This is a genomic window from Bacteroides sp. NSJ-48, assembly GCF_014287405.1.
Classification (GTDB): Bacteria; Bacteroidota; Bacteroidia; order Bacteroidales; family Bacteroidaceae; genus Bacteroides; species Bacteroides stercoris.
Window position 1 is genome coordinate 1 of record NZ_JACOOD010000031.1, and the last position, 21,345, is coordinate 21,345.

At 41.5% G+C, this 21,345-nt stretch carries 13 protein-coding genes and 1 pseudogene; 10 read left to right on the plus strand and 4 right to left on the minus strand.

From position 1 onward, the window contains the following. Positions 1–107: 107 nt before the first annotated feature. Together H8S52_RS13755 and H8S52_RS13760 are read right to left on the minus strand one after the other, a co-directional pair. Positions 108–449: pseudogene (locus H8S52_RS13755) on the minus strand (AI-2E family transporter); the annotation flags it as partial. Between the two features lie 20 nt (positions 450–469). Next, positions 470–1,075 (minus strand): thymidine kinase, encoded by a 606-nt coding sequence (locus H8S52_RS13760; RefSeq protein ID WP_005652974.1) that lies wholly within the window; start codon positions 1,073–1,075, stop codon positions 470–472. Positions 1,076–1,184: 109 nt separating this feature from the next. Here H8S52_RS13760 and H8S52_RS13765 point away from each other — a divergent pair, with 109 nt between their 5' ends. From H8S52_RS13765 to H8S52_RS13785, 5 genes are all read left to right on the plus strand, one after another. Then, a complete protein-coding gene (locus H8S52_RS13765; RefSeq protein WP_186910015.1) occupies positions 1,185–1,733 on the plus strand; it encodes a hypothetical protein in 549 nt (182 codons plus the stop codon). Between the two features lie 13 nt (positions 1,734–1,746). Beyond that, positions 1,747–2,421: a 16S rRNA (cytidine(1402)-2'-O)-methyltransferase gene (rsmI, locus tag H8S52_RS13770; protein ID WP_186910016.1), complete on the plus strand. Its 675-nt coding sequence runs from the start codon at positions 1,747–1,749 to the stop codon at positions 2,419–2,421. A gap of 34 nt (positions 2,422–2,455) precedes the next feature. Then, positions 2,456–3,334 (plus strand): hypothetical protein, encoded by an 879-nt coding sequence (locus H8S52_RS13775; RefSeq protein ID WP_060386687.1) that lies wholly within the window; start codon positions 2,456–2,458, stop codon positions 3,332–3,334. A gap of 89 nt (positions 3,335–3,423) precedes the next feature. Then, positions 3,424–4,116 carry a YjjG family noncanonical pyrimidine nucleotidase gene (locus H8S52_RS13780; RefSeq protein WP_186910035.1) on the plus strand — a complete coding sequence of 231 codons (693 nt, stop codon included), beginning with the start codon at positions 3,424–3,426 and terminating at the stop codon, positions 4,114–4,116. Positions 4,117–4,172: 56 nt separating this feature from the next. Continuing rightward, a complete protein-coding gene (locus H8S52_RS13785) occupies positions 4,173–4,820 on the plus strand; it encodes a MarC family protein (RefSeq protein WP_005652986.1) in 648 nt (215 codons plus the stop codon). Positions 4,821–5,010: 190 nt separating this feature from the next. Here the strand turns inward: H8S52_RS13785 and H8S52_RS13790 are convergent, their stop codons facing one another. Beyond that, positions 5,011–6,537, minus strand: a complete 1,527-nt coding sequence (locus H8S52_RS13790; RefSeq protein WP_118154012.1) for a RagB/SusD family nutrient uptake outer membrane protein — start codon at positions 6,535–6,537, stop codon at positions 5,011–5,013. Between the two features lie 27 nt (positions 6,538–6,564). Beyond that, a complete protein-coding gene (locus H8S52_RS13795) occupies positions 6,565–9,600 on the minus strand; it encodes a TonB-dependent receptor (protein ID WP_255470073.1) in 3,036 nt (1,011 codons plus the stop codon). A 452-nt stretch (positions 9,601–10,052) separates the two neighbouring features. On the opposite strand from H8S52_RS13795, the gene H8S52_RS13800 reads away from it, so the two are divergent. From H8S52_RS13800 to H8S52_RS13820, 5 genes are all read left to right on the plus strand, one after another. After that, positions 10,053–11,258: a site-specific integrase gene (locus H8S52_RS13800; RefSeq protein ID WP_186910017.1), complete on the plus strand. Its 1,206-nt coding sequence runs from the start codon at positions 10,053–10,055 to the stop codon at positions 11,256–11,258. Positions 11,259–11,812: 554 nt separating this feature from the next. Continuing rightward, a complete protein-coding gene (locus H8S52_RS13805) occupies positions 11,813–14,791 on the plus strand; it encodes a SusC/RagA family TonB-linked outer membrane protein (RefSeq protein ID WP_186910018.1) in 2,979 nt (992 codons plus the stop codon). Positions 14,792–14,816: 25 nt separating this feature from the next. Beyond that, the gene (locus H8S52_RS13810) at positions 14,817–16,295 is read left to right on the plus strand and encodes a SusD/RagB family nutrient-binding outer membrane lipoprotein (protein ID WP_186910019.1); all 1,479 of its coding nucleotides are present in this window, start codon (positions 14,817–14,819) and stop codon (positions 16,293–16,295) included. A 469-nt stretch (positions 16,296–16,764) separates the two neighbouring features. Beyond that, positions 16,765–19,707, plus strand: a complete 2,943-nt coding sequence (locus H8S52_RS13815) for a SusC/RagA family TonB-linked outer membrane protein (protein WP_186910020.1) — start codon at positions 16,765–16,767, stop codon at positions 19,705–19,707. A 17-nt stretch (positions 19,708–19,724) separates the two neighbouring features. Further along, positions 19,725–21,335, plus strand: a complete 1,611-nt coding sequence (locus H8S52_RS13820; RefSeq protein WP_186910021.1) for a RagB/SusD family nutrient uptake outer membrane protein — start codon at positions 19,725–19,727, stop codon at positions 21,333–21,335. Positions 21,336–21,345 lie beyond the last annotated feature (10 nt).

Sequence of the window (21,345 nt, forward strand, 5' to 3'; positions counted from 1 at the left end):
TTTGGCTTCGAGGTGGTATTTCGTTGGCTCTGCCCCATAGAAAAACAAAGCGTAACGAACGCTCTATCAGCTAATTCGCTACGCTTTGCCCAAATTTACTTTTTCGCTATGTGTTTATTATATGTTCCGTGCGAAAAGTATTGGACCAATAAAGTCTGTACTCTGCCGCACTCTTGTATCATAGGGGGCACTAACAGATAAAAAGCTCCGGCACCCACAATCAGAAGTGTGAGTAATGCGCAGAATATGGAAACAATCCTATTTCTTAATTTTAGCTTGTATTGGAAAAATGTGACCAAAGGGTATACCAGATAGGCAATAAGCCAAGCGATAAAGAAAGGTAATAGAACGCTGCTTAAACGCTTCAGAAGCATCAATATGCCGATAATGATAACTCCTAAAATGACACCGCGGATAAAACTGTCGAATGTAATCTTTTTACGTTCCATAGAATCCTGTATTAAATTTATTAATCGCTTGCAGTTTGCTGGTCTTCCTTTATCGCCCGTAAATAACACTCCCGGCACAAGGGTTCGTATTCGGCTGTTTCACCCAACAGAACTTGTTTGTCATTTTTTACAGTACGGTGAGAGAATGAAGCAAGCTGTCCGCATTTTACACAGATGGCATGCACCTTGGAAACTTCATCTGCAATGGCGCACAGCCCCGGCATGGGTCCGAAAGGATTACCGCGGAAATCCATATCCAATCCGGCTACGATTACACGTATGCCATTGTTGGCAAGCTGGTTGCATACATCAATCAGACCTTCGTCAAAGAATTGCGCTTCGTCGATGCCCACTACGTCTATTTCAGAAGTGAATAGCAGTATGCTTGCCGATGAGTCTATCGGCGTAGAGGATATGATGTTGCTGTCATGCGATACAACATCTGCTTCTGAGTAACGCGTGTCTATTGCCGGCTTATATATTTCTACACGTTGCTTGGCAAATTTGGCACGTTTCAAACGGCGTATCAGTTCCTCTGTCTTGCCGGAGAACATGGAGCCGCATATAACTTCAATTCTTCCTCTGCGTTTGGTTTCTTGTATGTGGTCTTCCGAAAATAATACCATATCTTTGAGTGTTATATTCAGTCGCAAAAGTAATGATTTTGTTCGCTTCCGGATATTTTTTCATTATTTATTTCTACATTTGTGCCATTAATACGGACAGGAAAAGGATATGCAAGCATTATTGAATGATATAGAACTGGATGTTCAGGAATTGAAATGTTTGATACAGTCGATGCTCACTGATACAAATCCTGTGTTGAGAATAGTTGCCAAAAGAAATATTCATCAGATGCAGGAGCGGTTGGATGCGCTGACAAAACTGTTGGACGACACTTTTGTGATAACTCCGGCGGAACATGTTGCTTCTGACATTGTGGAGAAAACAACTGAATCGGAAGTGATTTCCGAATCAGTTGCTGATGTTCCGGTTGAGGCAACTCACGTTTCGGATATTGCAGTACCTGCTTCTCAGATTCTTGCTGAACGTATTAAGCCGGCTACGGACTTGCAACATGCCATCAGTCTGAATGATTCGTTTCGTTTTACCCGTGAATTGTTTGCCGGAGATGCGACACGTATGAATGAGGTGGTGCGCCTTTGCGGTGGGGCTTCCTCTTTGGATGAGGCTATGTCTGTGTTTATGTCAACTGTACAACCGGATGAGGAAAATGAGGCGGCTGCTGATTTTATAGAACTTCTCAAGAAGTATTTCAGTTAAAAAAGTTGCGGATATGGGAAAACTTTATGTAGTGCCTACGCCAGTAGGAAATTTGGAAGATATGACTTTTCGCGCTATCCGCATATTGAAAGAAGCGGATTTGGTGCTGGCAGAAGATACGCGTACTTCCGGAATATTGCTGAAGCATTTTGAGATAAAGAATGCGATGCAGTCTCACCATAAATTTAATGAACATAAAACAGTAGAAAGTGTTGTAAATAGAATAAAGGGTGGTGAGACCGTGGCGTTGATTTCAGATGCCGGTACTCCGGGTATTTCCGATCCGGGTTTTCTGGTGGTTCGCGAGTGTGTCCGCAACGGTATCGAAGTACAGTGTCTGCCGGGGGCTACTGCTTTTGTTCCGGCATTGGTGGCTTCCGGATTACCCAACGAGAAGTTCTGCTTTGAGGGTTTTCTTCCTCAGAAGAAAGGTCGGATGACACGTCTGAAAGGTTTGGCGGAAGAACGCCGGACAATGGTTTTCTATGAATCTCCCCATCGTTTGGTAAAAGCACTGACGCAGTTTGCAGAATATTTCGGTTCGGAACGGCAGGCGTCCGTTTCCCGTGAAATATCCAAGATACATGAGGAGACGGTACGTGGTACTCTTACCGAATTGATAGAACATTTCACAGCCAACGAACCGCGCGGTGAGATAGCGATTGTAGTAGCAGGAATAGACGATTAAATAACTTCATTAACAAAACGTAAAACAAAAGCGTATGAAAAAGTTAGCAGTTTTGATTGTATGTACAGCCGTTATGGCTTCATGTGACAGCTTTTCAGGTGGTAGCAAAGATCAGTTGAAAGCTGAGAATGATTCTCTTTTAATGGAACTGACTCAGCGTAATGCTGAACTGGATGAAATGATGGGCACTTTCAATGATATTTCGGAAGGATTTCGTCAAATCAATGCGGCAGAAAGCCGTGTAGACTTGCAGCGTGGTGCAGTTGCAGAGGGCTCTCTGAATGCTAAACAGCAGATAGCCTCTGATATTGAATTCATCCGTAAGCAGATGGAAGAGAACAAAGAGCAGATTGCCAAACTGCAATCTATGTTGAAAAACAGCAAGACCAACTCTTCTCAGTTAAAAAGAGCCGTTGAGTCTTTGACACAGGAACTGAATGCGAAAACTCAGCGTATCGAAGAATTGCAGGCCGAACTGGCTTCTAAGAATATCCGTATCCAGGAGTTGGATGCTGCCGTTACGGATTTGAATGCTGTCAAGAGTGAATTGACTGCTGAGAATGAGGCAAAAGCCAAGACAGTGGCAGAACAAGATAAAGCGCTTAATACTGCATGGTTTGTATTCGGAACGAAGAAAGAACTGAAAGACCAGAAAATTCTGAGCGGTTCCGGATTATTTAAAAAAGGTTCGGTCTTGAAAGATGGTGATGTCAATAAGGATTATTTTACCCAGGTTGATATTCGTACTACCAAAGAAATCAAACTGTATTCCAAAGATGCTGATATTCTGACTACCCATCCTACCGGTTCTTATGCCTTGGAAAAAGATGATAAAGATCAGTTGACATTGAAGATTACCAATCCGAAAGAATTCTGGAGCGTTTCCAAGTATCTGGTAATTCAAGTGAAATAGTTGCTTGATTGATAATTGATAGGGCTGTTTCAAAAGTGCGTTTCATTTGTAGGCCTGCTTTTGAAACAGCCTTTTTAGTATTCTTTTTTATGCTTTATAAAAATCTTTTTTTTGATTTGGACGATACGCTTTGGGCGTTCTCTCTCAATGCTCGTGATACCTATGAAGAAATGTACTGGAAGTATGGATACGATCGCTATTTCGATTCGTTCGAGCATTATTATTCACTTTATCAGCGTCGCAATCTGGATTTATGGGCAGAGTATGCAGATGGTAAAGTCACGAAAGAAGAGTTAAACCGTCAACGTTATCTTTATCCTTTGGAGGCTGTAGGAGCAGGTGACTCCACTTTGGCAAAGGCTTACGAAAGAGATGCTCTTACAATGATTCCTACCAAAAGCAAATTGATGCCACATGCGCGTGAAGTGCTGGAATATCTTTCGAGAAAATATAATTTGTACATTCTTTCAAATGGATTTAAAGAACTCCAAAGTCATAAAATGCGTTCGTCTGGCATTGATGAATATTTCAAAAAAGTGGTTCTTTCCGATGATATCGGAATCCTGAAGCCTTGGCCTGAGATTTTTCATTTTGCTCTTTCGACAACCCAGTCCGAGTTGAATAATTCGTTGATGATCGGAGATAGTTGGGAAAATGATATAGTCGGAGCGGCGGGAGTAGGCATGCACCAGGTGTTTTACAACTTGTCCGGTCGTACCGACTTGCCTTTTGCTCCTACCTATCAGATTACTGATTTGAAAGATTTATTTAATTTTTTGTGACATTGACAGATTAGTTGTACTTTTGTTTCCAATGATGAACATCTAAAAATACTATTATGGAAACTCTCATTCCTTTTGCATTGTTGTGTTTCACATCTTTCTTTACGTTGACTAATCCGTTGGGCACAATGCCGGTTTTTCTGACTATGACGCAGGGTATGACCGATAAAGAACGTTGTTCTATCGTAAAGCGCGCAACATTAGTCTCGTTTATCACATTGATGGTCTTTGTCTTTGCCGGGCAATTCCTCTTCAAGTTTTTCGGTATTTCGACAAACGGTTTCCGAATAGCGGGTGGCGTTATCATTTTCAAGATTGGTTTTGATATGCTGCAGGCACGCTATACACCGATGAAATTGAAAGATGAAGAAATCAAGACCTATGCGGATGATATTTCGATTACTCCTTTAGGTATTCCGATGTTATGTGGTCCGGGCGCTATTGCCAATGCAATCGTACTGATGCAAGATGCACATTCCTTTGAGATGAAAGGGGTGCTTATAGGCACTATTGCCCTTATTTATTTTCTTACATTCTTGATATTGAAGGCTTCCACCCGTTTGGTCAATTTATTAGGGGAAACCGGTAATAATGTGATGATGCGCCTTATGGGACTCATCTTGATGGTGATTGCCGTAGAATGTTTCGTTAGCGGAGTGAAGCCGATATTGACGGATATTGTAAAGGAAGGTTGCTTGATGTAATTAAATAAGAGAGCCGGAATTTGGCAGTAATGAAAAAAAGGTTGCAAACAGGAAAACAGTCTTCCGTTTGCAACTTTTTTTATAGTTAGCATGAAATACCATATCATGCTTTATGTTTTATCATCAGAAAGCTTAACTACCGGTTTGTCTTTTCTGCTATTACGACAAACCGGTACTGGTTAGGCTTTGTTTAATAACCCGGATTCTGCTGTGCTTTCAAAGTCGGGTTGGCATTGGTTTCACTTACAGGAATAGGCAACAATGCTTTTGTATACGTACGGTCGAAACTTTGTGATTCTTTAAGTAATGAGTAGTGCCAGCCTTGGTTTTCCTCACTGCTATAGCGTACAATCGTTTCGTTATTGCGCATGGCATCGAAAAAGCGTTGCCCTTCGCCAACCAGTTCCTTACGGCGTTCAATCAAAACTTTGCTCAGGAATTCGTCATCAGCAATAGCATCGGATACTTTGGCTGTTGGAGTTTTGGTGCGTTTGTCCAATAAATCGTTCAGATATTTTATACCTTCTGCTTTGGCTGCTCCGCCCAGTTTGGCAGCAGCTTCGGCTGCGTTCAGGTAAACTTCGGACAGACGTAAAATCGGCAAGTTGGCAAGGCGCATATCTCCCAGTGCTCCCAGCGGGAACTTATTGATGAAAATTGGATTTTCCCCATAGGTTTTCTTCAAGTCTTTGTCGTACATTGCTGGTATCACAACTTCGTTACGGACATCTGCAGGATCGGTTTGCAGCATATCAACAAATGATTTTGTACAGATAGCATCGGCATATCCTTGTTCATTCAGCAAGTAGCCTATGCCTTCACGGTCGGCCCAGTCATCAGAACCATTGTTTATCAATTCAAAAATCATTTCTTTTGTATGGTTCGGATCTTGCTTGTCCCATGCCTCAGCGTATTGTTCGGGAGTCCATAATTCATAAGGAGAGTCGTCGATGATTTCTTTTGCTAAATCGAAGGCTTCCTGATTTTTGTTCATGTATAGATACACTCGGCACAGCAAAGCTTTAGCTGCCCATAAATCGATATAGCCTTGTTTTTCACCTGCTTTTTTGGATACGGTCAGTGCTTCTGAGTCGATGGCATTATTCAGGTCTGCAACAACTTTAGCATAAACATCGGCTACCTTGTCACGTCCGGGTTGTGCATCACGATCCAGTGGTTTGTCAACGAAAGGTACTCCAAGCGAAGCACCTTCATCGTATGTATAGGGCATGCCGTACACTTTTACCAAATCAAAATGTACTAAGGCGCGTATTACTTTGGCCTGATTGTAGATATTTGCCAATTCAGCCTGAAAATTTTCCGCATCGGTAATTGTCTTGTTATCTACAGCCTCAATCAAGCGATTGGCGCGTCTTATCACATTGTACTGTATATTCCACATGTTTGGGGCATCATCTGCGGTATAGCGCATTTCATAGCAAGAAGAGGTGCGCATACCTTGAGTGCGTGCCTGCATGTCGTCCCCCCGGACATCTCCATAGTAGAACATGCGAGCTGCATAGTACTGGGTGTAAGTGGAATTGCCTTGCAGGCCATCATACATACCATACATTGCTGTGCGGGCATCATTATAATTGGTAATGGCGGAACTTGTTGGCGTTCCGTTGGAAGGGGTTTGGTCCAGCCAGTTATTCACACAGGACGAAAGCCCTGTCGTGACTGCTGCTAATGCTAGGATATTATATATTTTCTTCATAATGTATATGCTAAGTAAAGATTTTAATTAGAAACCAAGTTCGATACCAAATGTAATTGTTCTTAATGCAGGTGTCTCGAAGTAGCACAGTCCGTCAACAGGGTTTTCTGGATCTACATACAAGTCTTTGGATTTCCAGGTAAGCAGATTATTACCCGAAATGTAAGCTCTTAATTTGCTTATTCCAGCCTTTTTGGACAAGTTGCTTGGAAGAGTGAAACCTATGGTCAGGTTTTTCAAACGTAAGTGATCGGTAGGCATCATCCAACGTGAAGAAACCGTATTTTTATTGCCATAGGCAAATAGGGGCAATTTAGCGTTGTCGCCCGGTTGCTTCCAGGTATCTTCAATCTTATAGTATGCCGGAACATTACCTACATAGTTGTAAGTACCGCCATTAGACTGTAACCAAGTTGCAGCATCGTATGCATGACCGCCCAAAGAGTAAGTCAGAGTAAAGTTTAAATCTATGAATTTCCAACTTACAAAGTTAGTCAGACCACCGGTCAGTTTCGGGTCGGGCGAACCGATAATCACCTTATTGGCCTCATTCGAATGTATGGTGGTTTCACGACTTCCATCTTCTCCGTTAATGTAGAACATTTCCGATCCGGTTTCCGGATCAACACCTGCGTATTCGTAAGCATAGAATGATTGATAAGCCTCTCCGATACGATGAATGGCTATGCCGTCAATCATTTCGTTCTGTTCGCCGTCCAGTTTTAACAAGGTGTTTTTGTTGTGTCCGAAGTTCAAGGATGTGCTCCAATACCAGTCTTTGTTTTGGATATTGGTGGATTTAATTTCAAATTCAACACCGCGGTTTCTCATAGAACCGACATTCATCAGCATAGTGGCTCCACCGCTACTGTTGATTACACCCGGTACGGCTGAAATATTCTTGCTCATCAGCAAATCCTTAGTGTCTCGGTTATACCATTCTGCAGTAATTGACAGTCTGTTCCACAGCGTAACGTCCAAACCTACGTTGGTTGCGTAGTTCTTTTCCCATTTCATATTGGGATTGTCAAAACGAGCTTCAGCCGAACCGCCATTTCCTGCATAGTTATAACCAAATTCATATACGCCCAAATAGCCGTACAAATCTGTGGGTTGTGTACCGTTCACACCGTAAGATACGCGTAATTTGGCATCGGTCAGCACATGCTTGATATCCTGCATGAAAGCTTCTTCACTCAGTCTCCAAGAACCGGATACAGACCAGAAGTCTCCCCAACGGCTTTCTCTTGATAAGCGGGAACTACCATCCCGGCGATAACTTGCACTAAAATAATATTTGTTATTGTAGTCATAATTGATACGTCCCAGGAAAGAAGTCATTCTGTACCGTTCTACATGGCTTGAAGCACGGCTATCGCCTGCATTTTCTATTTCCGGCAGGTAAGAAGGGTATTGGTTTCCGTTGGCATATAAATAATCATATTTATAATCTTCAGTTTCAAATCCTACCAAAGCATCTAGATTGTGTAATCCGAAGGATTTGTTGTAAGATAATTGTGTTTGTGTATTTAACTGCCCTCTGTTGCCCATAACGCGCTGATAAACACCATTTGATGAACGACCGTCGTTGCTGCGGGGATCCCACCATATACGTTCATTGTTTTGGTTGAAGTCATAGCTGATGGCTTCTTTTAATTTCAGATTATCCCAAATAGTCCAGGTAGCGGCCATTGAACCGAGGAAGCGGTTTATGGTAGCCCTGTTGTAATTATATGTTTCAGTTTGTATAGGGTTGGCACCATTCAGTGCAGGGAAGTTACTGCTGAATGAACCGTCTTCATTATATGGATATGTAGAGGGAGAGGCAGTCATTGCATAGCACATGATAGGGCTTGCAAAGCTGGTCCCTTCATTATTTACGTTTTGGGTTGAATTGGTATACATGGCGTTGGCTTCCAATAACACTTTGTCGGTTTGGTGTGTAACATTGGCGCGACCGGTGAAACGCTCATAGCCTGATACATTTGTAATACCTTCTTGCTTTGTGTAAGCAAAAGAAGTATAAAACCTCGTTTTTTCATTACCGCCTTGTGCATTTACTTCATAATTCTGGTGGCTACCGTTACGGAATAAGACATCTTTCCAGTCTGTATATCCTGACCAGGGTTCTGCTGCATATTCATCGATGTTTTTATTGGCCAAAGCTGCTGCTTGTTCTGCATCATAACCAAGGGTATATTTGGCATAATTCTCAAAGCCCAAGTGTAGGATTTCACGTCTTTGCTTACCGTCGAGAATCGGTCGATAATCGATTGCCATATTAGACATACCCCAGTCTGCTCTTACCCCTATCTTGGTTTTGCCGGCAGAACCTTTTTTGGTTGTTATGACAATAACGCCATTAGCGGCACGCGAACCATACAATGAGGCAGCCGCAGCATCTTTGATCACCGTCATGGACTCTATGTCATTGCTATTCAGTGTAGCCATTAGACTGTTACCGGAATCTGCGTAAGTGAATTCGCTGACGTTTCCGTTCAGCATGGGCACTCCGTCAATGACATATAATGGTTCATTGCTGGCATTGATAGACCCCATACCGCGAATACGCACGGAGGCAACGGAGCCGGGCTGACCGGAAGTAGAAGTGATCTGAACACCGGCAACAAAACCTGCCAAACGATCTTGCACGCTGATGGAAGGTAAATCCTGTAACTTTTCGGTAGTCACATTTGATGCAGAACCTGTAAATGAGGACTTTTTGAAAGTACCATATCCGGTTACTACAACTTCATCAAGCACCTCAGTATCAGGTTTCAATACCACTTTTAAGTTCGGTTTGATAGCCACTTCCTGAGTCTGCATACCGATGTACGAAATTTGCAAAGTTTTCGCAGAACTTGGTACGTTCAGTAATGTAAAATCACCATCTACATTGGTAATAGCACCGATTTGCGTACCTTTTACCAATACAGAAGCTCCAATAACTGGCTGCCCATCTTCTTCAGAAATCACAACACCTGTGACTTTCTGTGTTTGGGCAGTTACCAGACCTATGCCCACAAAAAGGCAGGCCAATAACAGCATTAATTTTCTTTTCATAAATTCTCTCTTAAAGTTTAACTTTACATTAATTGTCTCTTCATTCTAACAAAATGCAAATATATTAATAAATATGAAACATACAACTATTTTATTGAAAAAACCTTGTAAATCTATCAAATTGTTAATCTTTTCGATTATTTTATGCTGAATAGCATGTTTTATACAATTATAGAACCTTAAAATGATGATGTTTGCTACCACTCTGTTTTAATCATTTTGCTCCATTATTAATCCGAATACATATATTTTAAAACAAAATAGTTAAAAATACTCTCATATTTGCGCAAGTTCATCCAATTAAGCAAGACATCTTGAATATTTTGGATAACTTCAAAGAACAGACCGTCAAAGAAGGAGTCTTTTTTTTGCAGATATTAATTCTTATTCAAACCCTGTTTTGCACAGAATATCATCTTATTTGTTTATAGTATTAATCAAAACAATTTGAGATGAATAAAATTATTTACAGTCTTGTGTACAACAGAAAGAAATGTCTGAACAAAAGAGGAATGGCACTAGTACAGGTAGAAGCCTATTTGGACAGAAAGAAGAAATACTTTTCAACCAAAGTCTATCTGAAGCCTGAACAATGGGATGCAAAAAAACTAGTTGTAAAAAACCACCCTAATGCAGATGCTCTCAACCGCCTGATTTACGAATTTGTCGCAGCAATAGAGAAAAAAGAATTGGAGTTATGGCAGCAGGGCAAACGCATATCGTTGGAATTATTAAAAGATGCCTTAGCTGCCAGAGAGAACAATTCTTCATTTATATCCTTCTTTAAGCAAGAAGTTTCGAATTCGTCTTTAAAGGATAGTACCAAACGCAATCATCTTTCTACTCTTCTATTACTGCAAGAATTCAAAAGGGATATAGTATTTTCCGATTTGACATTCGAGTTCGTTTCATCTTTTGAGTACTTCCTGCAACAGAAAGGATATCATACCAATACCATTGCGAAACATATGAAACATTTAAAACGTCACATAAATATCGCTATTAATAAAGAATATATTGAAATCCAGAAATATGCTTTCAGGAAGTATAAAATAAAAACCGTGGAGAACAAACACACCCATTTAGTTCCAGAAGAACTGGAACAATTAGAACGTTTGAGCCTGACGGGCAAGCATATGAAACTGCAAAAGTCATTGGATGCTTTTCTGTTCTGCTGTTATGCAGGAATGCGATACTCTGATTTTACAAATTTATCAAAGAAAAACATTGTAGGCATAAATCAGGAAACGTGGCTTATATATAAATCTGTAAAGACCGGAACAGAAGTGCGGTTACCCCTTTATCTCCTTTTTGCAGGCAAAGGAATTGTAATCCTTAATAAATACCGCAATAATCTGGAGGATTTTTTCCGCTTAAGAGATAACTCAAATATCAATAAAGACCTGATAATCATTGCAAAGTTGGCAGGATTATCAAAAAAGATTTCATTTCACACAGCCCGTCACACCAATGCAACTTTACTTATATATAATGGTGTAAATATCACTACTGTACAAAAACTGCTTGGTCATAAAAGTGTAAAAACGACACAAGTGTATACCAATATTATGGATATGACGATTGTTCACGACTTGGAAAAAATGAAGCAAGCAGCACTGGGTATTAAAAAAAAGACAGATAACAGCTTTAATAAGTAGTAAGCAAGTTATTTTATAGTGCTGAATTTTTTAGTTCCTTGGAGAAAAAAACAAAAGTTTTATACTGGTAACCAATAAATTATTCTATTTAATCGGAGGTAAATACACATACGGTCTAGACCATTCTTAAGAAGATATGTGGCGTGATAGATAGTTGTAAATAATTTTATCTATCACGTCCATCTTACATGGTACAATATACTTGTATCAGAGGAATATCCCCTACAACGTGATAGCGTAACAGATGATTTTCATTTTTAAACTTCATAGAGAGGCAGAATTCAAATTATAAACGAGAGACTTAAGCTACTAATGTTTTTTGCTTACAAAATACCATTAAAAAACACGGCAAGTATATTTATGATATGATTATTCCCCAACAGCCATCCATGCAAAGCACTAATAATCAACAGTTATTATAGATTATAGGTAGCATTTTGGTAATATAATTCGATTATTAGATACGGTTAGAATAACACGTGTAAATACTTTTGTTCTAAATGGCAAATTTATTATTACTCGTAAAGCTCTAATTTTAAACAACTTATATTTTTATGAGTTCTGCGAAAACTTTGCGAATTTCGTTCGTTGGTATGCAAACGCAGGATGTGGCAATCAAACCAAATGTAAGAGTGATACTCAAATCAGATGCCGAACAATTGGATGAGGTGGTAGTAACTGCTATGGGTATCAAACGCGATCGCAAAGCATTAGGCTATGCGGCACAGGATTTGAATTCAGAACAACTGAATAAAGCAGGAACAACCTCGCTTGCCAGCGCCATACAAGGTAAGCTGACGGGTGTAGATATCCGTCAGTCATCGGGTGCACCGGGTGCTTCTTCTCAGATTGTAATTCGTGGTGCTCGCTCGTTTGATGGTAACAACCAGCCGCTATATGTAATCGATGGTATGCCTGTGAATACAACAGCTGATTTTGACACTGAAAAATCTGTGACAGGTGCCAATTATGCTGATCGCAGCATTGACATCAATCCTGAGGATATAGAGTCTGTGAATGTACTGAAAGGACAGGCAGCATCCGCATTGTATGGTATCCGTGCATCCAACGGTGTAATTGTCATTACGACCAAACGCGGTTCCAAAAACAATATGAATAAACCAAGCGTAACGATTTCAACAAATCTGAGTGCACAACGGGTTTCACGCAAATTCGAACGCCAAGATGTTTATTCGCAAGGCAACAGCATTACCGCAGGATATGACCCGTCTTCTTCCATGACCTGGGGACCGAAAATCAGCGAATTGGCTAACGACCCCAAATATGGCGGCAACGTGAACAATCAATACACTGCGACAGATGGTATACGCGAAGGACAATATTATAATCCCAAACGTGCACAAGCTGGTTTGGACGGCTGGACTACGCCACAGATTTATGATAATGTAGGCGACTTTTTAGGCATAGGATTCACAGAAAACACCAATGTGAATCTATCGCAAAGCATCAACGGAGTAAATTATTCATTCGGCGTGAATAATTCACACCAGAATGGCATTATCCCTTCAACAGGTATGGATCGTTGGGGAGCACGTGGATTGGTAGACTGGAAAATCAATCCGCAGTGGAATACAGGATTCTCCATCAACTATTCATCTACTAAAATAACGTCCGCACCAGGAGCCAATGATGGTATCATGAATGTGGTTTACTCCGCTCCATCTGAATATGATTTGAAAGGAATTCCCAATCACGAACCTGGCAATCCAACGAACCAGATATTATTCCGTTCCACTTCATTTACCAACCCTTATTGGTGGGCGGAACATAACGAATACCTCCAACATACCAACCGTGCTTTTGGTAATACCTATCTGGAATATCAACCGGATTTAGGCTTGGGAGAGAACTTTTCATTCAAGATTAGAGAACAGGCAGGTCTTGACATCTGGACATCAGATTACACTGATGTACGCGAAATGGGCAGTACATCATCATTGAAGGGTGGAGACATAGAGAATTACGGTTCTCAGCATAACGTTTTTAATAACCTATTCACTGTTAATTTTGACGGAAAATTCGGTAAAAGTGATGAATGGCGGCTAAATGTAATATTGGGCAATGAGTTCAACCATGAAAGCATTCGTAAGTGGGATTATTATGGCAGCAATTTCAATTTTCCCGGTTTTACCAACATCAGTAACGCTACTTCACTGACAGCCAATGAATATAAACGGCAGGAACGTACAGTAGGCTTTTTCGGAAGTCTCTCAATGTCATGGCAAGACCAGGTGTACCTGACCGTAACCGGACGTAATGACTATGTGTCGACCATGCCGCGCGGCAGTCGTAGTTTCTTCTATCCTTCGGTATCCCTGGGTTGGGAGTTCACCAAATTATCTTTCTTGCAGAACAATAAAATACTAAACTACGGTAAACTCCGTGCTTCGTTCGCACAAGTAGGTCAGGCCGGCGACTATTATGCCAATTATTATTACACTCCTACCTACGGCAGCGGTATGTACTCTTACTATCCGGTTACTTATCCTCTACCCAGCGGAGTATCTACTTTCACACCCTATTACCGCGTGTATGATGAAGGATTGAAACCGCAAAATACGACCAATTATGAAGTAGGTGCCGATTTGCATTTCTTTGGCAGCCGTTTGAAAGTGGAATACACATACAGTTTGCAGAATGTAGAAGATCAGATATTTTATGTGCCCGTAGATGGAGCGACCGGCTATCAGGAAATGTTGACCAACGCCGGAAAAATGCGCACGCATGCTCACGAACTTTCTATTAATGCCGCTATTCTGCAAGCCAAAGATCTCGACCTGAATTTGGGTATCAACTTTACCAAAGTAAACAACAAGGTTATAGAACTGGCTCCGGGTGTGGAATCCATTATGCTGGGTGGATTTGTAGAACCACAAATTCGTGCACAGGCAGGATGTACTTATCCGAACATATATGGTTTGGGCTTCAAACGCGATGAAGCAGGCAATTTACTGTTACTGAACGGTCTGCCTCAATCATCGGGCAATAGCCAAGACTTGGGCAACTGCTCTCCGGACTTCACTACTGGTTTTACGCTGGGTGGCCGTTATAAACGTCTTTCACTCTCTACCACATGGAGCTGGCAACAAGGTGGAAAGATGTATCACGGAACAAACATGACTCTGAATTATTTTGGTGCTACCAAAGAGTCACTTCCTTATCACGAAGGAAGTATGGTTGCTGAAGGCATAGATGAAGCAACGGGACAGCCCAATACAGTTGAAGTAAATAAAGCCGATTACTATCAGGCTTATTACAATATCACCGAATCCGGCGTGTATGACACGAGCTTTATCAAGTTACGCGACCTGACTTTAACTTATCAATTGCCCAAACTCGGTATCTTCGACATTTCGATTTACGGCTTTGCCCGTAATGTACTTGTTTGGGCTAATTTGCCCAACTTCGATCCGGAGTCTTCACAAGGCAATAATAATATGAGCGGATACTTCGAACGGTTCTCAGTTCCCAACACATCTAGCTTCGGCGGTGGTCTTACTATTAATTTCTAAACATACCAACATAAAGATTTCGATTATGAAAAAATACATATTCATGACTTTGACGGTGGCTCTTCTCGGACTGACAGCATGTACAGAAGATGCATTTGACCGTATCAACAAGGACTATGAACACCCTTCACCGGAAGCCGTCCCGGCAGCACTCCAACTGACAGATGCCATTATGTCCACAGGCTTCAGTACCGTATCGGGTGACTTTGCTTTTTACCTTTCCTCGCTCAATGAACAAGAGATAGGTATGGGTAACAACCAATTAATGTTTGCTGAAATGCGCAACGCAAGCGAATGGGCTGCTTCTACTACCTTTAACAATGTATGGAACTCTATCTATGGCAATTTACAGAATATACGCCAAATGCAGAGCAAAATAGAGAATGAAGTACCGGGTAATGTCGGACAGTTTGATATACTGGGTATGGCACAAGTATTGGAAGCTGTAAACTTCGGTGTCCTGACCGATATGTTCGGTGATATTCCTTATAGCGAAGCTGTGCAAGGACAAGGTAATTTGCAACCTAAATTAGATGCACAGAAAGATGTTTATACTGGTATTTTGGCTACACTCGACAAGGCTATCGGTAACTTGGAAAAAGGCAAAAGTTTGACAAGTGCCGGTAATCAGGACATAGCCTACAAAGGGGTTGCATCTAAATGGCTCGCAGCTGCTCACGCTCTGAAAGCACGCTATCTGTTGCATAAACTGGCGGTAGAACCTAACGTACTTTCAGAAGTGGCAACAGCCGTACAAAAAGCTATAGACAACGGATTCGAAGGATTTACAGTTACAGGATTTAACGGTTCTACATGTGACAATCCATGGAGTGCCTATGTTTTCAGCCGCCAGTACACAGCACCTTCAAAGATAGTAGCAGACTTGATGGAAGCCACAGATGATCCTCGCTTGGATTATTATCTGAATGCTTTGGGAGAGTCTTATACTCCGGGAGATGAAACTATTGCCAAGACAGTAGATGATGCCAGAGTAATGAAATATCAGCCGGCATGGTATTTGTTCGGTTCACAGCCTATTCATATCATGAGTGAGGCCGAACTCTATTTCATTCAGGCAGAAGTTCAACTGCGATCAAACATTGATGCCACCTCGGCGTATCAAAAAGCAGTAGAAGCTTCTGTTACGGAAATTCTGACTTGGTTTGGAGATGAATCCACTGTACAGACTGCTGCAACAATAGCAAAAAACTATGCCATGTCTTTGGGCACACCGACACTCCAAAAACTTTTTGAACAGAAATATGTGTCGCAAGCATTGGACGAGCAAGTGGAAACTTACAACGATCTGCGTCGCTTGAAAGCAATGGGAGAAGAGTATGTAATACTGACTAACCCGAGAAACACCCAAAGCGGTATTAACCGCTATCCGGAACGCTTGCCCTATGGCAACAGCGCGGTCATCGGCAATCCGGATGTGAAAGAAGCCTACGGCGACGGTTCTTATATCTATTCTGAGAAGACGTGGATAAACGGAGGTAAATAAATCCAAGTAAATAAATCCCTTTGTTTTAGGTTGTTTTCACAAATTCAATCTAAAATAGAGGGATTTTTCCCGTATTAAAACTCATCTCAAAACATTATTCTTTCTTTAGGAATAAAGTATTTATAAATATTTACAAAAGAACAATAGTTAATACAAGATGCACTATAGTACTCCATAGCAATGTATTCGTTTAAGTTCAATATATAATTGATTAAATTATATCAACAAAAAGATAAAGAAAAAAACAGAAAGTAAATTTTCAATATGATAATAAAAGTGTATTATTGTCATAGATAGCTGTATATCAATGGTATATATTGAATTCAAGTAGATAATGGGTATACTCCCAAACCCCGTACCTCTCTTATATTGGCTTTTAAAGAAGACTATACTAATTATAATAAGTTCTATCAAATATATAATATATTAATAATCAGCTATTTAATTTTAATGCAGTTCTGCGAAAACTTTGCAGATTTCGTACATCGGTATGCAGACTCAGGAAGTAGCTATCAAACCGAACCTAAAAGTAATATTAAAGTCTGATACAGAGTTGCTTGATGAAGTAACCGTAGTAGCTTATGGCACTAAACGCAAGCAGGATTTGGTAGGCTCCATCAGTAGTGTGAAGAATGAAATTATCAGTAATTCGCAGGCTGCATCCGTTTCAAACGCACTCGAAGGAGCTGTAGCCGGCTTACAGGTAGTAAGTTCTTCCGGACAGCCGGGACAGGATGCCGATATCGTCCTGCGCGGTATAGGTTCTATTTCGGCTAGCAATAATGCGTTGATTGTGGTAGATGGCGTGCCTTTCAACGGTAAGTTATCGGATATCAATCCTACAGATATTGCTTCGGTGAACGTATCGAAAGACGCTGTTTCTAACTCCTTGTATGGTTCTCGTGCAGCCGGAGGTGTGGTTATGATTACGACCAAGACCGGACGTAAAGACAAAGTATCCATTAACTTTGACGGTAGTTGGGGTGTGGCACAGCGTGCGTATAAGGATTATGACATGGCTACTGATCCTGGAGAATTCTATCGCCTGACTTGGTATGGTATTCGTAATACCTATTGGGCAGCCGGAAACTCCATTGAAGATTCTAATTTGGCAGCCAGTCAGGATTTGCTGGGCGAACTGGGTAATTACAATGCTTACATTATTCCGCAAGGAGAATATCTGGTGACACCCGATGGTAAACTTAACCCCAATGCGCGTTTGCGTTATGATGACACTTTTGCTGATGCCTTGTTCGACAACGCTTTCCGTCAGGAATACAATGTATCTGCTTCAGGCGGTAACGACCGTACAGACTTCTATGTATCTATGGGATATCTGGATAATGACTCTTATGTATTAGGCTCTTCTTATGAACGTTTTACGGCTCGTGCCAATGTTAACTCCCAACTGAAGTCTTGGTTGAAAGTAGGTACCAATGTAGGGTATTCCAAAGCTACTCAAAACGGTGTACAGGAAAATGCCGGAACTGCTTCCAATCCTTTCGCTGTGGCACGCTCCTGGGCTCCTATCTTCCCAGTTCATGCCTATGACGCAGAAGGTAACATGAAATATTATGAAGACGGACGTCCCATGTATGATGCCGGAAACGGTGAAACAGACGGTACATCCAAACGCCCTACTGCAACTAATCAAAATGTGATAGCCAACATGAGAGAGGACATCCGTGAAAGCGTGTATAATAACCTGACTTCACGTTCATATATAGAAATCTCATTCTTGAAGAACTTCAAGTTTACGGCAAATTACAGTTATGATTTTACGAATGACAGCGAAACACTCTATTACACGCCGACTATCGGTGACGGACAGTCGTTCGGTGGTCGAGGTACACAGGCAAGTATCAACACAACAACTACCAACTTCAACCAAATTTTGGCCTACAGCAATGTGTTCGGCGATTACCACCACTTATCGGCTAAGGTAGGTCATGAATACTATAAGTATGAATACGACTATTTTGACGGACAGAAAACTAACTTTTTTAATCCGAGCAATCCGGAACTGAACAATGGTGGACAGATGCAATACATCAATAGCTACAAGGTGAACCACAACATTGAGGGCTATTTCGGTATGGCAGACTATGATTACAATAACAAATATTATATCTCAGCAGCTTTCCGCCGCGACGGTACTTCCCGCTTCCTGGACCGTTGGGGTAATTTCTGGTCGGTAGGGGCCGCTTGGCGTATTTCCAATGAAGCATTTATGGACGGAACGGACGCTTGGTTGAATGACCTGAAAATACGTGCTTCATATGGTACCCAGGGTAATGAAAATATTCTTTCGGATGAAGGTTACGCCTATGTATACACACCTTACCAAGATCAATATACGGTTACTTGGAATGGCGCTGAATTAGGCTATTCACCGGAATTTTACGGTAATCCGGATTTGACATGGGAAAAGCAGAAAACTTTTGACGTGGGTGTAGATTTCCGCTTGTTCGACCGCGTATATGGTTCATTTGAATACTTCTATCGCCGTACAGACGATATGCTTTTCAAGCGTCCCGTAGCTTTCTCTACAGCCGGACGTCCATATAACTGGGAAAACCTGGGTGCGATGAAAAACACCGGTATAGAGTTCGATGTAAATGTAGATATTTTCAATCAGCCTGACTTGAAGTGGACAGTATCGCTTGTGGGTTCCCACTACAAAAACCGCATCTTGACACTGCCCGAAGAAAATCGCAAAGATGGTATTACTAGTGGTCCATTCAACCTGCGTGAAGGCAAGAGCCGCTTTGAATACTATACTTATATGTATGCTGGTATGGATGAAAAAGGAAATGCTATGTGGTACATGGACGAAACAAATGATAAAGGAGAAGTAATAGGCCGCACTACCACTACTACTTACGCCGAAGCAACCCGCTATTTCATCGGCAAATCTGCATTGCCTGATTTTAATGGCGGTTTCAGTACTACTTTCTCTTACAAAGGTATTGATCTTTCTATAGCAACAGCTTTCCAGATTGGAGGCTATGCTTATGATTATTCCTATTTGGACGGTATGAGTTCCTCATTCTATGTAGGTCATAACAAGGATATGTGGAAGACGTTCAATCCGGAGACAGGTACAGGCTCACTCCCTATCTGGAATGCAGACAATGCTTCTAATTTTTTCACTCAACAGTCAGATCTCAATCTGATAAAGGCCAGCTACTTCAGTATCCGCAACATTACTTTGGGTTACACATTGCCAAAAAACCTGATGCAGAAATTCGGTATTGAAAAGTTGCGCATTTATGCTACAGCAGACAATCTTGCCTTGTGGTCCAAACGTCAGGGATTTGACCCCCGTGTGGCAATGGCAGGCGCTGACGATGAATATGGAGGCTATTCTCCGATGCGTGTGATTTCCGGAGGTATCAACCTTACATTCTAACTAAAAAAGTTTTGTATATGAAGATAATAAAATATATGATGCAGGTACTCGTTGTCGGCAGCCTGCTTACATCTTGTGTTGAAGATGCCGATGTTACCGCTTATTTGACCGAAGACCAACTGGGCAATGTGGCTCAGGACGACCCTGATAAAACTTTTTCGGCCGCTGTGGCAGGTATGTATTCTGATATGCAACAGTATTATGATACCGATATGCAACATAATTATTTCGGTCAAAAGAGCTTTGATTACCTGACATCGCTGATGGGTAACGACATGATTATGACCGGACGTTTCGGTATGAGTCTCTATCATTATTTGTTGGATTATTGGCAACAGAACTATACTCCGACCAACAATCGCTGGAAAGAATACTATCGTGTCATAGCCAATGCCAATAATATTCTCAAACTGATTGACCCCAGTAGTGAAGATCCTGCCAATTTGAAATATCGTGCCATCGCCCTCGGCTTCCGTGGCTATGCCTACTTGCAACTGACCTATCTGTACCAGCATTCCTATTATACCGGTGCAGACGGAACGAAATGGGGACGTGGAGAGAAATATGATTTCTCGCAATCTCCGTGCGTGCCACTTATCACAGAAAAAACGGAAGGCGACCAGCCGCGTGCTACTGTAGCCCAGATATATGAGCAAATCATGAGCGACCTTACTACTGCCTTCGGCTTCTTCAAACAATTGGATATGGTACACACCTCCTCACCTACGGATATGGACGGTTGCGTAGTAGCTATGCACTTGGCCCGTGCAAATATGGTTATCCATGAATGGGATAAAGCGATAGAATATGCGCAAGTAGTGATAGACAACATCCCTATGTTGACGAATGAAAATCAGATACTGCAAGGGTTCAGTAACATCAGCCTGCCGGATGTGGTATTCGGCTGCGACATTACTGCAGATAATAGTACGGTTTATGCATCTTACTTCTCGCAGATGGATGCTTACAGTGAAGGCTATGCCGGTATCGGTGTATGGCGTGCCGCCTTTAAGCCGTTTGTAGACCGCATCGCGGATAATGATGTTCGTCTGCAATGGTTCTGCTGCGACCGTTCTACAGGTGTGGATACTGAAGATAAAGACGGTAAGCCTATCCGTGTGACATTGTTGCGTGATACTAAGACGCCAGCTTCCGTAGAATATCAGGCTGTAAAATTCATCGGTACAGGTCGTGAAAATATCCAGGCAGGTACATTCAGCGGTTGGGAATTGGGAGACTATATCTACATGCGTTCGGAAGAAGCTTATCTGATAAAGATAGAAGCTTTGGCACACAAGAATTCTCCGGATGCTGTAACCGAACTAGAAAACTTCATGAAGACCCGTCAACCCGATTATGATTACACCTTTACGAACAAAGCCGACTTGATAGAGGAAATCATTTATCAAAAACGTGTAGAGTTCTGGGGAGAAGGCTTGGAATATATTGACAATCGTCGTTTGAATATTCCTGTAGACCGTACGGATGAAACCTGGGGTGCAGAAAACAACAATCACTTCTCTGCTGCCAAGTTCCGTTATAATCAGGAAGAACGTCCGTTCCTTTATCAGTTGCCCATCTCGGAAATAGAGAATAATTCTCAAATTTCTCCGAGTGACCAGAATTGATAGAGGTAAA

Bases quoted from the DNA above. Each gene is read 5' to 3' on its own strand.
- H8S52_RS13760 (WP_005652974.1), bottom strand. From the start codon at position 1,075: ATGGTATTATTTTCGGAAGACCACATACAAGAAACCAAACGCAGAGGA.
- H8S52_RS13765 (WP_186910015.1), top strand. From the start codon at position 1,185: ATGCAAGCATTATTGAATGATATAGAACTGGATGTTCAGGAATTGAAA.
- rsmI (WP_186910016.1), top strand. From the start codon at position 1,747: ATGGGAAAACTTTATGTAGTGCCTACGCCAGTAGGAAATTTGGAAGAT.
- H8S52_RS13775 (WP_060386687.1), top strand. From the start codon at position 2,456: ATGAAAAAGTTAGCAGTTTTGATTGTATGTACAGCCGTTATGGCTTCA.
- H8S52_RS13780 (WP_186910035.1), top strand. From the start codon at position 3,424: ATGCTTTATAAAAATCTTTTTTTTGATTTGGACGATACGCTTTGGGCG.
- H8S52_RS13785 (WP_005652986.1), top strand. From the start codon at position 4,173: ATGGAAACTCTCATTCCTTTTGCATTGTTGTGTTTCACATCTTTCTTT.
- H8S52_RS13790 (WP_118154012.1), bottom strand. From the start codon at position 6,537: ATGAAGAAAATATATAATATCCTAGCATTAGCAGCAGTCACGACAGGG.
- H8S52_RS13795 (WP_255470073.1), bottom strand. From the start codon at position 9,600: ATGAAAAGAAAATTAATGCTGTTATTGGCCTGCCTTTTTGTGGGCATA.
- H8S52_RS13800 (WP_186910017.1), top strand. From the start codon at position 10,053: ATGAATAAAATTATTTACAGTCTTGTGTACAACAGAAAGAAATGTCTG.
- H8S52_RS13805 (WP_186910018.1), top strand. From the start codon at position 11,813: ATGAGTTCTGCGAAAACTTTGCGAATTTCGTTCGTTGGTATGCAAACG.
- H8S52_RS13810 (WP_186910019.1), top strand. From the start codon at position 14,817: ATGAAAAAATACATATTCATGACTTTGACGGTGGCTCTTCTCGGACTG.
- H8S52_RS13820 (WP_186910021.1), top strand. From the start codon at position 19,725: ATGAAGATAATAAAATATATGATGCAGGTACTCGTTGTCGGCAGCCTG.